Consider the following 14,739-nt stretch of genomic DNA (forward strand, 5'->3'; position numbering starts at 1 on the left):
CGCCCGCCGGGCTCGCAAGGACCCGGTACGCGTGGCGCTTCGGTGCTTATTCTGGTGCTTATGTCGGAAATCGCACGCCGAGCCGTTCGCCAAGCACGCTTAACTCCTGCGCGATCGCGGCAGGCAGCGCAATCCCGTGCTCGCGTGCCTCGCGCTCCAGTGCGTCGCCACGATTGCCGGGCAGCCGCGCTTCATCGCCGCCTGCGCAAAGGTAGGTCTCGGTCCATTGACTCATATACTCGCCAAAGGGCGCCTGCCCGGCGAAGGATTCCGGCTTTACCATCCAGAGGAACGCGTCCTGCATGGCGGCGCCACGGCCAGGCAGGAGATCGCCCGGCGCCGGTGCGTGAGACGCGGCGGTGGCCGCCAGGGCACCGGCGAGGCACTCCACCATCATGGCAATGCCGATGCCCTTGTGGCCGCCCATGGGCAACAGTGACCCGCCCAGCGCGCGCTTTGCATCGGTGGTTGGCCGGCCGTCCGCATCCAGCGCCCACCCTTGCGGGATCGGCTTTCCCTCGCGTGCCGCGAGCAAGATATGGCCACGCGCGGCCACGCTGCACGCCACATCGAATACGATCGGGGCTTGCCCCGGCAGCGGGCAACCGAACGCAATCGGGTTGTGCCCGATTGCCGCGCGCGGGAATCCCTCCATGGCGAGCGCTGGCGGCGTGCGTTGCCCGATCATGGAGAAAGCACCGGCCTCCGCCGCCAGTAGGGCGTGGATGCCGAGCGCCCCCAGATGGCCGCACGATTGCAGCACGATCAGTACGGAAGCGCTGGTCTCCAGGGCTTCCAGTCCCAGGCGCACCGCATAAGGACCGGCGATCTGCCCCATGGCGCCATCGGCCTGCAGCACGATGCCGCCGGGGAAGGACCGATATGCCATCTCCGGCCTGGGATTGAACTCGTTCGCCCGCAGCCGCTCCACATAAGACGCCAAGCGAGTCATGCCGTGCGTCTTATAGCCCCGCAACTCGCTGCGCACCAGGATGGCGGCGGCTTCGGCCGCTTGTTCCTGCGGCACGGCGCAGCCTTCGAATACCCGGGTCGTCCACTGCTCAAGCGCCTGAACGTTCCAATGCGTGCTCATGAGGCCTTCTCCCGCACCACCATCAGGCGCTCGGAAAACGGGCCGGAATAAACCGTCTGGTAGTACAGCGGCCGGTCGCGCAGCGTATAGCCGCGCAGTTCCATGACGAAGCCCGGCTGCCCGGCTTCGAGACCAAGCTCGCGGGCCGCTACCGACGGGATTTCGTCGAATCGCATCCACTGGTCCACGCGCAACGTCGGGAGCGCCAGGCGCTGCCCGAGCAGCTCCCGCAGATTCTTCTCGAGATCATCGCGTTCAACGCCGCCCAGTTGCGCGAAGTCCTCCTCGCGCAGCCAGAACTCGCTGTACAGGTCGAAGCGCCCGCCCACATTGATGATGCGTTCAATGCGAACGAAGGCTTCGCCATCGAGAAACTCCGACCACGGCCCTTTGCGCTTGAGCCGCTTGACCGAGCGCGCATGGACATAGGAAGGCAGCTCGATGCCCTCGGCATCGCGAAAGCGCAGGTAGCGCACATCGGCAGGCGCGACCCTGGCGCCCGAGACGAAGGTGCCGCGGCCCTGCTCGCGGGTGATCAGTCCGGAGTGCGAAAGACGTGCCAGCGCCTTCTGAATGGTGCCCACGCTGACGCCATGCGCCGTGGCAAGCTCTCCCTCGGAAGGCAACCTGTCACCCTCGCGCAGCGCGCCGGATTCAATGGAACGGATAATGGCGTCGGAGACGCTGATCAGCTTTGTCATGTTGGCTCAGAGGCTAAGTGCAAATCGACTGATTGCGGTTTCCCTGATGTCCAGTACCTCGCTGCTGAGACGGGTGCCGGACGCCACATCCATGGCGTAGGCATACAGCCGATCGCCCACATCAGAGATCTTTTGTCCCTTCTCGAGGATCCCGCTTGCGTCGAAATCAATGTTATCGGCCATGGACTCCAGCGTATTGACGTTGCCGCAGACCTTGACCGTCGGAGCGACCATGCTGCCGATCGGATTGCCCACCCCCGTGCCAAAGAAGGTGAGCTGGCAACCGCCGGCGGCAAGTGCACTGAGATTTTCCACTGCCGCCGCCGGAGCGTCCATGAAATGCAGGCCTTTTTTTCCCGGGGCTTCGCCATAGCGCAGCACGCCAACCAGTGGGCTCGAGCCAGCCTTGGCCATCGCGCCCAGGGCTTTCTCCTCGACCGTGGTCAGCCCGCCGCGCTTGTTGTCGGGCGAGGGCTGGGATTCGCGCATATCCACGCCACGGGTAATCGCGAGGTTCTCCATGCCGCGGACCGCCCTGACGAAGGCATCCCTGACCGCATCGTCGACGGCGCGTTCGGCAAAGAGGTGCTCCGCGCCAATGAACTCGGACGTCTCGGAAATGATGATGGTGCCCCCCTCTTCGATCACCCGGTCGGCCAGACGGCCGATCGTCGGATTGCAGCTCAGGCCGGAGGTGGTATCCGAACCGCCGCACTCGACGCCCAGGACCAGCGACGACACCGGGCAGGGTTCGCGCCTTGCACGCGAGGCCGCAAGTGAAAGCCTCAAGGCCTTGCGGGTGCCGGCGGCAATGCAGTCGATCGTGCCGTTCGGTTGCAGATGCACCGTTTCCACGGGTTTCCCCGTGGTCCTGATACGGCGCGCCACCTCCTCCGTCGACGAATCTTCGAGCCCCACCAGCAGGACTGCGGCGACATTGGGATTGCGTCCCAGTCCTGCCAGCGACTCATAAGCGAAATCCAGGTCGGCGCCGAACTGCCCACGCACAAACAACGTGGTGACCGGGATGCAGCCGCTCACGGTCTGCGCAATGGTGCGCGTAACCGGGTTGCAGTTGTCCATCACGGAAATCACCGCCACCCAGTTGCGTACGCCAACTGTGTCGTTCTCGCGGCGGTAGCCAAGGAATGTCATTGCCATTTGCTTACCTCTTTTCCAGATCGCCGCGGGCGCGGGTCGACTCGATGTTGTGCACGTGCATGTGTTCGCCAACCTTCAGGTTCCGGCTGGCCCGCCCGATGACCTGCCCGTACTTCAGGACACTGGCGCTCAGCGGGGTATCCGCGATACAGACCTTATGGCCGAATGGCACATCCTGGAGCAGCGTCATCTGTCCCGATGCCTCTCCTTGAAGGGTGCAGGGCTCGCCGGCACGGCCGGCATCGAGCAGCGTGGCGACGTTGTCCGCCTGGTTGAGTACGATGGCACGTGGCATTTGCTGGATTCCTATATAGGTGTTTGATGTACTGTAGTTAATCTAAAGCCAGCATGTCAAGGTTTACTGGGGCAATCCACTACTCGTCCACGTAAGTCCTATATAGAAGTTCTTGACAGCAACACGCACTGTGCCTATCTTCACAACAAGGGCGGCACAGCAGTGCCCGCGAATTCAGGAGACAGAGAATGAAGGTGGCTTCCCACATGGAGAAGATTGCGAAGCTGGAAGCATTGCGCGAACGCCTCGATCCTCTTCAGGACTTCGAACTGTGGTTCTGGACCGGGATGACGGCTGGCACGCACGCCGTCAATGCGGCACTCCATCATGCCGCCGTCACGCTGGACGACGACGTGTTCCCGACGCAGCCAGGCGCCTACCTGGTACCGCAGCCGGACGGCTCGCTGCGTGCGGCATTCGGCCCGCTGGGCGATGTGCTGCACGTGGGCAGGCCCAAGATCGACGCCCCCGTCCCGAACGATGTGGCGGCGATGATGCATGAGATGGAGATCGTCGAACGCCATCGGGATCCGTGCCTGCGCGAGGGGCTGGCGCCGACGGCGGCCATTGCCGGGGAATGCGATGCTGCCCTTGGCCGTTGCCTGCAGCTATTGGCCAGCCGGATGCATGGAGGCAAAGATGCACGTTGACGCCCACATCGCCATCGCGCGCCGGATCGAGCGCTCGCTGCGGAAGTGCGGCCCAGCCGACTACGAGATCAAGATCGAGGCCGCCATGCTGGCGGGCACGCACTGGTTGAACGCCGCGCTCCATCGACTGCGTGCGAACCGGCCGGATAGCGACGTCTTTCACACTTACCTGCTGACCATCAACGAGTTCCGACGGCTCAGCATCGCGGACGGCGAGTTGATGCAGATGCTGGCCGAAATCGAGGATATCCGGCCGCCCTTTGTCCGCGGCAACCTGGCGGGCGGCGAGCGCGCCGCCGAGCGCGCCCTTGAATTGCTGGCGCGGATACGTACGAAGGCCCTCGCCAGCGAGTGATCAAACTACTGCAGCACCATATGAAAAGGAGACAGCAGTGAAAGCAGTACGTGTCGTACCGAGCCCTACTGGCGGCAAAGTGGAAATACAGGACATCCCCGTTCCAGTCGCTGGCGCCGGCCAGGTTCTGGTCAGGGTGCGAGCCGCCGGTCTCAACCGGGGCGAAATCAACCAGGCGCGTGAGTTGCGCACAGGCAATACGATCACCGCGGGCGTCGAGTTTGCCGGGGAGGTGGCAGCAGTCGGCGACGGCGTGAGCGGATGGCGCAAGGGGGATCGGGTCATGGGCCACGGTCGTGCGTGCCAGGCCGAGTATGTGATTGCCGATCCACTGGCGCTGATGGCGGTGCCCGATGGTCTTTCCTGGATCGACGCCGCGGCATTCCCCAATGTCTTCATCACGGCCCACGACGCGGTGATGACCAATGGCCGCCTGCGTGCCGGCGAAGCGGTACTGATCAACGGCGCATCAGGCGGCGTGGCCATGGCCGCGATCCAGATCGCGTCGCTGTTTGGCGCCAAACCAGTGATCGCCACTTCACGCTCGGCCGCCAAACTCGATCGCCTGAGCCAGTTCGGTGTGGACGTGGGCATCAATGCATCGAGCGAATCGCAGGTCGATGCCGTCATGGCTGCCACAGGCAATCATGGCGTCGATCTCATTATCGACACCGTGGGCGGCCCGGTCTTCGAGGCAAATATGCAGAGCCTCGCGGTCAAGGGACGGCTGGTCAATATTGCCCGGCTGGGTTCGAGCACGGCGCAGATCGACCTGAGCCTGCTCTGGCTCAAGCGGCTGACGCTGGTTGGCGTGACATTCCGCACGCGCTCGGAGCAGGAACGGCTGGAGTGCATCCAGGCTTGCGCGCGCGACATGCTGCCCTTCCTGGCGGCTGGGCGGATCCGTCTGCCGATCGACCGCACCTTTGCAATGGACGCCATTGGCGAAGCGCACGCCTATATGCAGCTTGACCAGCACGTCGGCAAGATCGTTCTGGTCGCGGACTAATTCATCCTTTTGAGTTTTCAAAAACGAACAGGAGACATTCATGGGTATCCAGGTCACACCGCTCACCGGCTCGGTTGGCGGGTCGGTGGAAGGCATCGATTTGAACCAACCGATTGACGATGCGGCCTTCGAAGTGTTGCATCAGGCGTTCCTTGAATATGGCGTGCTGGTCTACCGCGGCCAAAGGCTCCAGCCCGAGGCCCAGATCGCATTTGCCAGGCGCTGGGGTAAACCGGTGCAAAACAATCCGCTGCTGAGAGGGCTGTCGGACTTCCCGGAACTCGCCCAGGTCACCAAGATTCCCAAGGAGACGGCATCTACCGAGGCCTGGCACTCCGACTCCATCTATACCGAGGTGCCACCCAAGATCTCGATTCTCTCCGCGGTCGTGGTACCGCGCGGCGGAGACACGATGTGGTGCAATCAATATCTGGCCTATGAGCGCCTGTCTCCCGCAATGCAACGCATGCTCGAAGGCCTGCGCGTGCGCTTCACGGGATTGCGGCTCGCCAGGATGACGGGGTCGGATTCGGTGCCCTCGGCGGTCCACCCGCTTGTTCGCACCCATCCGGAGACACACCGCAAGGCGCTCTATGTGGGGCATCCCGACACGGCGCACTCCATCGAAGGCATGACGCCCGCCGAAAGCCGTCCGCTGCTCGACTTTCTCTACGAACACTCGACCAGCCCCGATAACGTCTACCGCCATATGTGGCAGCAGGGCGATGTCGTGATGTGGGACAACCGTTGCACCATGCACTATGCCGTGCACGACTACGGCGAGGCCGAGCGCATCCTGAACCGGGTGACGCTGGAAGGCGAAGTCCCCTGCTGACAAGCAGCGGGCCCGGCTGCGGAACATGCGCGGCCGGTGCCCTGGTTGCCGGCGGCTTCCTTCCCGCCGGTCCGGATCGAATCCCTGTCCCCAGATGCTAGTCACGGCTTCACGCGCGCTACGCGGGTTTCCAGTGCCCCGCCAAGGCCCCGCGTGGGGAAGCGCTTCTTGAACTGAAGGTGCCCGGCAGCCCGGTCACGAGGCCGCCGGGCGACAAGACAAGACAAGAGCATAGGAGAATACAAAATGCAGATGGGTATCCCGACAGAAGTTCGGGCAGGCGAAGCACGCGTTGCCGCCACACCGGAGACAGTCAAGAAATATGTTGCACAGGGCCACCAGGTTACCGTGCAGGCCGGTGCGGGATTGCGCGCCAGCCAGCCCGACGCCGCCTACGAGGCGGTCGGCGCCCGCATCGGCAGCGCCGCCGACGCCTTGGGCGCGCAGTTGGTGCTCAAGGTCCGCGCCCCGACCCCGGCCGAGCTGGCCCGGATGAACGAGGGCTCGGTGCTGGTCGGCATGCTCAACCCCTTCGATGCCGAGAACAAGGCCCGCATGGCCGCCGCCGGCATTGTCGGCTTCGCGCTCGAGGCGGCGCCGCGCACTACCCGCGCGCAGAGCATGGACGTGCTCTCCTCCCAGGCCAATATCGCGGGCTACAAGGCGGTGCTGGTTGCCGCCCACCATTACCAGCGCTTCATGCCGATGCTGATGACCGCCGCCGGTACCGTCAAGGCGGCGCGCGTGCTGATCCTCGGCGCCGGCGTGGCGGGCCTGCAGGCCATCGCCACTGCCAAGCGCCTGGGCGCCGTCATCGAAGCCTCCGACGTGCGCCCCGCCGTCAAGGAGCAGATCGAATCGCTGGGCGCCAAATTCCTCGATGTGCCCTTCGTCACCGACGAAGAGCGCGAGATCGCCCAAGGGGTGGGCGGCTATGCCCGGCCGATGCCGGCGGACTGGATGCGGCGCCAGGCCGAACTGGTGCATGAGCGCGCCAAGGCCGCCGACATCGTCATCACCACCGCGCTGATCCCTGGCCGCCAGGCGCCGGTGCTGCTCAAGGAACAGACCGTGCAGGCGATGAAGCCGGGATCGGTGGTGGTTGACCTGGCCGCGGCGCAGGGCGGCAACTGCCCGCTCACGGTGGCCGACGAAGTGGTGGAGCGCCATGGCGTCACGCTGATCGGCCACACCAACCTGGCCGGCATGGTTGCGGCCGACGCGTCCGCGCTCTACGCGCGCAACGTGCTCGACTTCCTCAAACTGATCATCGGCAAGGATGGCAAGCTCGCCATCGATATGAGAGACGACATCGTAGCGGCATGCCTGATGACCAAGCGCCGTGAACTGGAATTGACAAGCTGAGGAGAAGTCGATGGAAATGGTGAACCACACGGTGATCAACCTGATCATCTTCGTACTGGCGATCTACGTGGGCTACCACGTGGTCTGGACGGTCACGCCCGCCCTGCACACACCCCTGATGGCGGTGACCAACGCAATCTCGGCCATCATCATCGTCGGCGCCATGCTGGCGGCCGGCCTGACCGAGGGCCCCGTCGGCCGCACCATGGGCGCGCTGGCGGTGGCGCTGGCCGCGGTCAACGTGTTCGGCGGCTTCCTGGTAACGCAGCGCATGCTGGAGATGTTCAAGAAGAAGGAACCCAAGGCCAAGCCGGCGGGTGCCCATGGCAAGGAGGCCACGGCATGAGCAATCTCGTGAGCATGAACCTCGTCACCCTGCTCTACCTGCTGGCCTCGGTGTGTTTCATCCAGGCGCTCAAGGGCCTCTCGCATCCCAGTTCCGCACGGCGCGGCAACGCCTTCGGCATGGCCGGCATGGCCATCGCGGTGGTGACCACGCTGGTGTTGATCGCCAAACTGAAGAACGACTTCGTGGCTGCAAGCGCTGGCCAGTCGTCGGTCGCCGAAGGCCTGGCGTTGATCTTCGGCGCGCTGGTGGTCGGCGGCGGCATCGGCGCCTATGTGGCGAAGAAGGTCGAGATGACCAAGATGCCTGAACTGGTGGCCGCCATGCATTCGCTGATCGGCCTGGCCGCGGTCTTCATCGCGGTGGCCGCGGTGGCTGAGCCGGCCGCCTTCGGCATTGCGCCAACGGGATCGCACGACATCCCACTGGGCAACCGGATCGAGCTGTTCATCGGCTGCTTCGTCGGCGCCATCACCTTCTCCGGTTCGGTGATCGCCTTCGGCAAACTGGCCGGGCGCTACAAGTTCCGCCTGTTCCAGGGCGCGCCGGTGTCGTTCGCCGGGCAGCATATGCTGAACCTGCTGCTGGCGGTGGCCATGATCGGCTTCGGCGTGCTCTTCTTCCTGTCGCAGGACTGGTCGCCGTTCCTGCTGATGCTGGCAATTGCCTTCGTGCTGGGCGTGCTGATCATCATCCCGATCGGCGGCGCGGACATGCCGGTGGTGGTATCGATGCTGAACTCGTACTCGGGCTGGGCGGCGGCCGGCATCGGCTTCTCGCTCAACAACCCGATGCTGATCATCGCGGGCTCGCTGGTGGGATCGAGCGGTGCCATCCTCTCGTACATCATGTGCCGCGCGATGAACCGTTCGTTCTTCAACGTGCTGCTGGGCGGCTTCGGCAACACAGCGACAGCCGCCACGGCCGGCGGTGCGGAACAGCGCAATGTCAAAGCCGGCTCGGCGGACGACGCGGCCTTCCTGATGGGCAACGCCGAGACCGTGATCATTGTCCCGGGCTACGGCCTGGCGGTGGCCCGCGCGCAGCATGCGCTCAAGGAACTCACCGAGAAGCTGGTCGAGAAGGGCGTGACGGTGAAGTACGCCATCCACCCGGTGGCCGGCCGCATGCCGGGCCATATGAACGTGCTGCTGGCAGAGGCCGAGGTCCCTTACGACCAGGTCTTCGAAATGGAAGACATCAACAGTGAGTTCGGCCAGGCGGACGTGGTGCTGGTGCTGGGCGCCAACGACGTGGTGAACCCGGCGGCCAAGACCGATCCCAACTCGCCGATTGCCGGCATGCCGATCCTGGAAGCCTACAAGGCCAAGACCATCATCGTGAACAAGCGTTCGATGGCGGCGGGCTACGCGGGCCTGGATAACGAACTGTTCTACATGGACAAGACCATGATGGTGTTCGGCGACGCCAAAAAGGTGGTCGAAGACATGGGCAAGGCGGCCTGAGGCAGCTTTGGCTGGCCGCCTGCGCCCATTGGCGAGCGGTGGCCGGGAAACACCCGCATCCATTCTGGCAATCAAAGGAGATTTTGCATGAAAGCGCATCCCGCCCCTAACCCGTTTGCCGACCTGGAAGGCAAGGTAGCGCTGGTGACCGGCGCCTTCGGCGGCCTGGGCCGGCACTTCGCCCTGACCCTGGCGCGTGCCGGATGCCGGGTTGCACTGGCCGGACGGCGCGTCGGCGAAGGCGAGGCATTGCTTGCCGCGCTCCGCGACGAAGGTGGTCAAGGCTGCGTGGTTTCGCTCGACGTCAGGAACCCGGCCTCGGTGGCGTCGGCCTTCGCGGGTGCGGCCAGCGCGTTGGGCACGGTCAATATCGTGGTCAACAGCGCGGGCATTGCTGTCACGCGTCCCGCCATCGAGGTGGCGGAGGACGAATGGCAGAGCGTGATCGACACCAATCTGAGCGGCGCGTGGCGGGTGGCACAACAGGCGGCGAAAATGATGCGCGATGGGGGCAAAGGCGGCAGCATCGTCAACATCGCCTCGATCCTTGGTATGCGCGTCGCCCAGCAAGTGCCCGCCTATACCGCGGCCAAGGCTGGCCTCATTCACCTGACACGGTCGCTTGCGCTGGAATGGGCGCGTTATGGCATCCGCGTCAATGCGCTGGCGCCGGGGTATTTTGAAACCGACATCAATCGGAGCTTTTTCGAGACCGATAGCGGCCAGGCGCTGGTAAAGCGGATCCCGCAACGCCGGCTCGGGCAACCGGAGCAACTCGATGGCGCGCTGCTCCTGCTGGCGTCGGACGCCTCGGATTACATCACCGGCGCCGTCTTGCCCGTGGATGGCGGGCACATGGTCAGCACGCTTTAGCAGGCTTTAGCACGAAACGCACGACACAACCAATCGAAGAGACCTCGTAGTGGATCGGGGATCCAGGAGACAGACACGATGACGCATGCCTGCGCGCAAAGCGAGACCGCCCCGGCGGATGAACACACGCTGGACCTGGATTGCACCAGACTGGCAGTCTTGCTGCACGGACAGGGCCTGATCGAGCTGCCCTCGCTGACGGCCGAACGGCTGGCCGGCGGCCAGTCCAATCCCACTTATCGGATCTGGTGCGAAGCGCAACAATATGTGCTGCGCACCAAGCCGCCGGGCAAGCTGCTATCGTCCGCCCATGCCATCGACCGCGAATATCGCGTGATGCGTGCCCTGCAGGGCAGCGAAGTACCCGTCCCGCGGCTCTTCCTCTACAGCGAGGATACGTCGATCCTGGGCAGCCCCTTCTACGTCATGGAGTTCCTGCAAGGCAGGGTGATGTTCGACCAGTCGCTGCCCGGCGTGTCGCGCGCAGAACGCACGGCGATTTATCGGGAAATGAATCGCGTGATCGCCGCCTTGCATCGGGTGGACTATCACAAGGTAGGCCTCGCCGACTATGGCAAAAGCGGAAACTACATCGCACGGCAAGTGAGCCGCTGGTCGCGCCAGTGCGAAGAAACCGGTACGGACGGCAATACCGCGCTGGCAGCCCTGGCGGACTGGCTTGCGCGCCATCTTCCGCCGGAACACCAGACAAGCCTTGTGCACGGCGACTTCCGCATGGACAACCTGCTCTTTCATCCGACCGAGCCGCGCGTACTCGGGGTCCTGGACTGGGAATTGTCGACGCTAGGCCACCCAGTGGCCGACTTTGCCTACCAGTGCATGGGCTGGCACATCCCGGCGTCGCTCTGGCGCGGCATCGGCGGGCTGGACCTGCATGCTCTGGGCATTCCGGACGAGGCCACCTACATCCAGTGGTACGGCAACGCCAACGGCATGCAGGAGATGGAACATTGGGACTTCTACCTCGCCTATAACTTCTTCCGGCTGGCGGCCATCATGAACGGTATCGCGCGGCGCGCGGAAGGCGGCAATGCGGCAGCCGCAGATGCGCTGGAAACCGGCCGCAAGGCAAAACCGCTTGCAGAACTGGGCTGGGAGTATGCGACCCGCTACGGGGCAACGCGGCCAGGGGCATGGGCGCGCTAATCCCGCGCAGCGGCCGCCAGCGGGCCCGCTTTGTGTGTCCGTGCCCGCAAGCGACGTGCCGGCACTTGAGCCGCGCAGACTAAGCAACCTGTGCCCCCCGCAGCGGGGGGCATTCATCGACCTTGCGGAAGCTAGACTCGGCGTCGGGATCTTGGCATTCAGGCTCGCATTGGGGTTTCCGATGCTTGTACTCTCGGTGGCCCGAACGTGCCTGGCCGATTCAAGGCACGCGAACTACGGAACGGCGATGCCACATTCCTACCACCTATCGACATAACTGGTAAGGGATATCCAAATTTCCCGTTATGCCGATTAGGCCGAGCGCTCTACGCTCGCTCATCCACACAGGAAAGCCCCCTCCATGTCTTCGATCGCTCAAGCCGGCAGCCCCACCCTCTCCACCGCCCTGAACTGGTGGAACCGGCTGCTTACGCTTTTGCCCCTTGGATTTATCGCCTGGCTAGCGCTGCAGCTTTCAGAGCACCCAGCCATCGCCAAGACGGGCCTGAGCGCCCTGACACTTGCCATGTTCGCAGGCATGTTCGCCGGGAACACGTTGCCGCGCGGCTGGCTCACGCCGCTGGCGTCCGGCATGCAAGTCGCGCGGCATCACATGCTGCGCCTGGGCGTGGGGTTGTACGGCCTGCGCCTGACGTTCGACGCGATCGTTGCGCTGGGTCTGGCCGGCGTCCTGATTCCACTTGCCATGCTGGTCTCGACCCTGCTATTGGGCACCTGGATCGGCGTCAAGCTGCTGGGGCTAGAGCGGCGCGAAGCGCTTGTGGTCAGCGCGGGCAGCGCCGTATGCGGTGCCGCGGCCGCCATTGCCATGGCCTCCGTGGTAAAGACCGACAATCGCCAGACCGCCGTTGCCGTGGCTACGGTCGTGCTGTTCGGGACGGTCGGCATGGTGCTCTACCCTTACCTGTTCGACCTCGCCGTGGGTCACATGCACATGGCGGTCAGCGAACGCACTTTCGGCGTCTTCACCGGCGCCACCCTGCATGAGGTAGCGCAGGTCATCGCGTCCGGCAAGATGGTCAGCGATGCGACGGCCGATGCCGCCGTCGTCGCCAAGATGGTGCGCGTGCTGGCGCTCGGCCCCCTGCTGCTGATCATGGCTCTGTGGACCCGCACAAGCGAGCGCAAGCAAGGCCTCGATACCGGGGCCGCCGGCTGGTCCGGTCTCCTGCGCTCGGTACCGTGGTTTGCCCTTGGCTTTGTTGCCGTGATGGCCATCAACTCCGCCGGCATGGTGCCACATGCCTGGAAGCCCGGATTGATCGCACTGGACAACTGGCTGCTTGCCACCGCCATGCTCGCGATCGGCCTGCAAACACGCTTGATCGACCTGGTCCGCACCGGCCGCGCGCCGATGATCCTGGCGGGCATGTTGTTCGTGTTCCTGATCGCAGGCGGTGCGGCCTTGTGCTGGTTCGCCGCCTGAGCACCGGCAGATAAAAAGACCAACCCCAGAGGAGAAGCAGTGGAGAACCATCAGAACCCTGATCAGATATTGCCTGCGAGGCGCACATTCCTGCGGGGTGCGGCTGCAATTGGCGCACACGCCGCGCTTGGCGGCTTCGCGTTCGACGCAATGGCAGCCGCAAGCGCAAGCACGGTGGACTTGCCTTTCGATAACGGCACGCGCGAACTGGTGGCATTCCCCCAGAAACGCCCCCTGATCCTTCTGACCAGCCGTCCCCCGCAACTCGAGACGCCCTTCAGCGTATTCAATGAAGGCGCCGTCACGCCAAACGATGCGTTCTTTGTGCGATACCACTGGAGCGGCATTCCCACGTCCATCGATGCAGACAGCTACCGGCTGCAAGTGGGCGGCAAGGTTGCCAACCCGTTGGCGTTGTCGCTTGCGGACCTGAAGCAGATGGCCGACCCGGTCGAACTGGTGGCGGTCAATCAGTGCTCGGGGAATAGCCGTGGCTTTCTCACCCCGCGCGTCAACGGCGGCCAGCTGGCAAACGGTGCCATGGGCAATGCCAGATGGATGGGGATTCCGCTGAAAAAGGTACTGGAAAAGGCTGGCGTGCAACCCGGCGCCGTGCAGGTCAGCTTTGACGGACTGGATCACCCGCCGCTGGACAGCAGTCCGGACTTTGTGAAAGCGCTGCCGATCGATCACGCGCTGGATGGCGAGGTGATGCTGGCGTGGGGTATGAACGGGGCGGATCTTCCCCTACTCAACGGCTACCCGCTTCGGCTGGTGGTGCCGGGCCACTACGGCACCTATTGGGTGAAGCACCTTTCGAAGATCCAGGTACTTGACAGCGTCTTCGATGGTTTCTGGATGAGCGCCGCATATCGTACGCCCGACAATGGCTGCGCTTGTGTGGCGCCGGGCACGGCGCCCGCGCGTACAACGCCGATCGGCCGCTTCAACGTGCGCTCCTTCATCACCAGCCTGCAGACCGGCAGCAAGGTTCTGGCCGGCCATGAGACGGTCGTGCGCGGCATCGCATTTGACGGCGGGTACGGTGTTTCCGAGGTGGCCTTCTCCTCCGATGGCGGGCAGACCTGGAACGCAGCGCGCATGGGCAAGGATCTCGGCCGCTACTCCTTCCGGGAGTGGAGCGTGGCCTTCCGCCCCTCGCGCAAGGGCAGCTACGATCTGCGCGTACGCGCCACCAATCGAATCGGCCAAAGCCAGCCGCTCAATGCGCTCTGGAATCCGGCTGGCTATATGCGCAACGTGGTGGAAACCACCCGCGTCAGCGCAATATGAGGTACAGCATGATGTCTCCTAAACTGGTACGCGCCAGCCTCGCCGCCGCAATGGCAGTCGTGAGCGGCATTCCCGCTGCCTTTGCACTGGAAGTCACGCTACCCGCGGAAACCGCCAGCTATCGCGCTAGCGAACTCCCCGGATACCGCCTGGTGCAGCAGAACTGCATGACCTGCCACTCCGCTCAGTACGTGCAAAGCCAGCCGCCTTCTTCTACGCGCGCCTATTGGGATGCCACGGTGAAGAAGATGAAGAAGCCCTTTGGCGCACCGCTGAAGGACGAGGACATGCCGGCCATGATCGATTATCTGGTCAAAACCTACGGCGCCGAACGGGGCAAGGACAGCCCGGGAACCGCCGGCGCGCATCCGGCCGTGCAAGCATCCCCAGCGCCGCAGGATGCCAGGAGCCTGCTCAGTGCGAACAACTGCACCGCTTGCCACACTGTCGACAAGAAGCTGGTCGGGCCAGCGCTGCACGATGTCGCGGCGAAGTACGTCGGAAAAGCGGATGCCACCACGCAATTGATGCAGAGCATCCGTGCCGGCGGAAGCGGGAAATGGGGCGCCGTTCCCATGCCCGGGTTCCCGCAGCTAAGCGAGGCCGAATTGAAAACCCTGGCAAGCTGGGTGCTCACACAGTAGCAACAAGCCTGCGCGGGTTATCGGACAGATCACCGACAT

16 protein-coding genes are annotated in these 14,739 nt (G+C 64.2%); 12 read left to right on the forward strand and 4 right to left on the reverse strand.

Annotated features, from left to right (window positions below):
• Positions 1-58: 58 nt before the first annotated feature.
• From ACYP5B_RS10305 to ACYP5B_RS10320, 4 genes are read right to left on the reverse strand one after another with little or no spacing between them, the layout of a single operon-like run.
• Positions 59-1,093 carry an Ldh family oxidoreductase gene (locus ACYP5B_RS10305; RefSeq protein ID WP_459569515.1) on the reverse strand — a complete coding sequence of 345 codons (1,035 nt, stop codon included), beginning with the start codon at positions 1,091-1,093 and terminating at the stop codon, positions 59-61.
• On the reverse strand, positions 1,090-1,794 hold the full coding sequence (locus ACYP5B_RS10310) for a GntR family transcriptional regulator (protein WP_459569516.1): 705 nt from the start codon (positions 1,792-1,794) through the stop codon (positions 1,090-1,092). The genes ACYP5B_RS10305 and ACYP5B_RS10310 overlap by 4 nt, the downstream gene beginning before the upstream one ends.
• 6 nt (positions 1,795-1,800) lie before the next feature.
• Positions 1,801-2,955 (reverse strand): UxaA family hydrolase, encoded by a 1,155-nt coding sequence (locus tag ACYP5B_RS10315; RefSeq protein ID WP_459569517.1) that lies wholly within the window; start codon positions 2,953-2,955, stop codon positions 1,801-1,803.
• A 4-nt stretch (positions 2,956-2,959) separates the two neighbouring features.
• Positions 2,960-3,250, reverse strand: coding sequence for a UxaA family hydrolase (locus ACYP5B_RS10320; protein ID WP_267602983.1), 291 nt, complete (start codon positions 3,248-3,250; stop codon positions 2,960-2,962).
• Between the two features lie 188 nt (positions 3,251-3,438).
• On the opposite strand from ACYP5B_RS10320, the gene ACYP5B_RS10325 reads away from it, so the two are divergent.
• The 12 genes from ACYP5B_RS10325 to sorB all read left to right on the forward strand — a co-directional run bounded on the left by ACYP5B_RS10325 (position 3,439) and on the right by sorB (position 14,700).
• On the forward strand, positions 3,439-3,900 hold the full coding sequence (locus tag ACYP5B_RS10325) for a hypothetical protein (protein ID WP_459569518.1): 462 nt from the start codon (positions 3,439-3,441) through the stop codon (positions 3,898-3,900).
• Positions 3,890-4,255 (forward strand): hypothetical protein, encoded by a 366-nt coding sequence (locus ACYP5B_RS10330; protein ID WP_459569519.1) that lies wholly within the window; start codon positions 3,890-3,892, stop codon positions 4,253-4,255. Before ACYP5B_RS10325 ends, ACYP5B_RS10330 begins: the two co-directional genes overlap by 11 nt.
• Before the next feature lie 37 nt (positions 4,256-4,292).
• Positions 4,293-5,264 carry a zinc-binding dehydrogenase gene (locus ACYP5B_RS10335; RefSeq protein ID WP_400093344.1) on the forward strand — a complete coding sequence of 324 codons (972 nt, stop codon included), beginning with the start codon at positions 4,293-4,295 and terminating at the stop codon, positions 5,262-5,264.
• Positions 5,265-5,304: 40 nt separating this feature from the next.
• Positions 5,305-6,099 carry a TauD/TfdA dioxygenase family protein gene (locus ACYP5B_RS10340; RefSeq protein WP_318237265.1) on the forward strand — a complete coding sequence of 265 codons (795 nt, stop codon included), beginning with the start codon at positions 5,305-5,307 and terminating at the stop codon, positions 6,097-6,099.
• 246 nt (positions 6,100-6,345) lie between these two features.
• Entirely contained in the window at positions 6,346-7,464 is a 1,119-nt protein-coding gene (locus tag ACYP5B_RS10345) for a Re/Si-specific NAD(P)(+) transhydrogenase subunit alpha (protein WP_459569521.1), read from the forward strand.
• A 10-nt stretch (positions 7,465-7,474) separates the two neighbouring features.
• Positions 7,475-7,810 carry an NAD(P) transhydrogenase subunit alpha part 2 gene (locus tag ACYP5B_RS10350; RefSeq protein WP_267602989.1) on the forward strand — a complete coding sequence of 112 codons (336 nt, stop codon included), beginning with the start codon at positions 7,475-7,477 and terminating at the stop codon, positions 7,808-7,810.
• Positions 7,807-9,276 carry an NAD(P)(+) transhydrogenase (Re/Si-specific) subunit beta gene (locus tag ACYP5B_RS10355; RefSeq protein WP_400093346.1) on the forward strand — a complete coding sequence of 490 codons (1,470 nt, stop codon included), beginning with the start codon at positions 7,807-7,809 and terminating at the stop codon, positions 9,274-9,276. Before ACYP5B_RS10350 ends, ACYP5B_RS10355 begins: the two co-directional genes overlap by 4 nt.
• Positions 9,277-9,363: 87 nt before the next feature.
• Entirely contained in the window at positions 9,364-10,149 is a 786-nt protein-coding gene (locus ACYP5B_RS10360) for an SDR family NAD(P)-dependent oxidoreductase (RefSeq protein WP_459569522.1), read from the forward strand.
• A gap of 78 nt (positions 10,150-10,227) precedes the next feature.
• The gene (locus ACYP5B_RS10365; protein WP_459569523.1) at positions 10,228-11,316 is read left to right on the forward strand and encodes a phosphotransferase family protein; all 1,089 of its coding nucleotides are present in this window, start codon (positions 10,228-10,230) and stop codon (positions 11,314-11,316) included.
• 361 nt (positions 11,317-11,677) lie between these two features.
• Positions 11,678-12,763, forward strand: coding sequence for a YeiH family protein (locus tag ACYP5B_RS10370; protein WP_459569524.1), 1,086 nt, complete (start codon positions 11,678-11,680; stop codon positions 12,761-12,763).
• Positions 12,764-12,829: 66 nt separating this feature from the next.
• Positions 12,830-14,056, forward strand: coding sequence for a SorA family sulfite dehydrogenase catalytic subunit (gene sorA / locus ACYP5B_RS10375; RefSeq protein WP_400093426.1), 1,227 nt, complete (start codon positions 12,830-12,832; stop codon positions 14,054-14,056).
• A gap of 8 nt (positions 14,057-14,064) precedes the next feature.
• A complete protein-coding gene (gene sorB, locus ACYP5B_RS10380) occupies positions 14,065-14,700 on the forward strand; it encodes a SorB family sulfite dehydrogenase c-type cytochrome subunit (RefSeq protein WP_400093353.1) in 636 nt (211 codons plus the stop codon).
• The last annotated feature ends 39 nt before the right edge of the window (positions 14,701-14,739 follow it).

The organism is Cupriavidus sp. 8B (assembly GCF_054589115.1).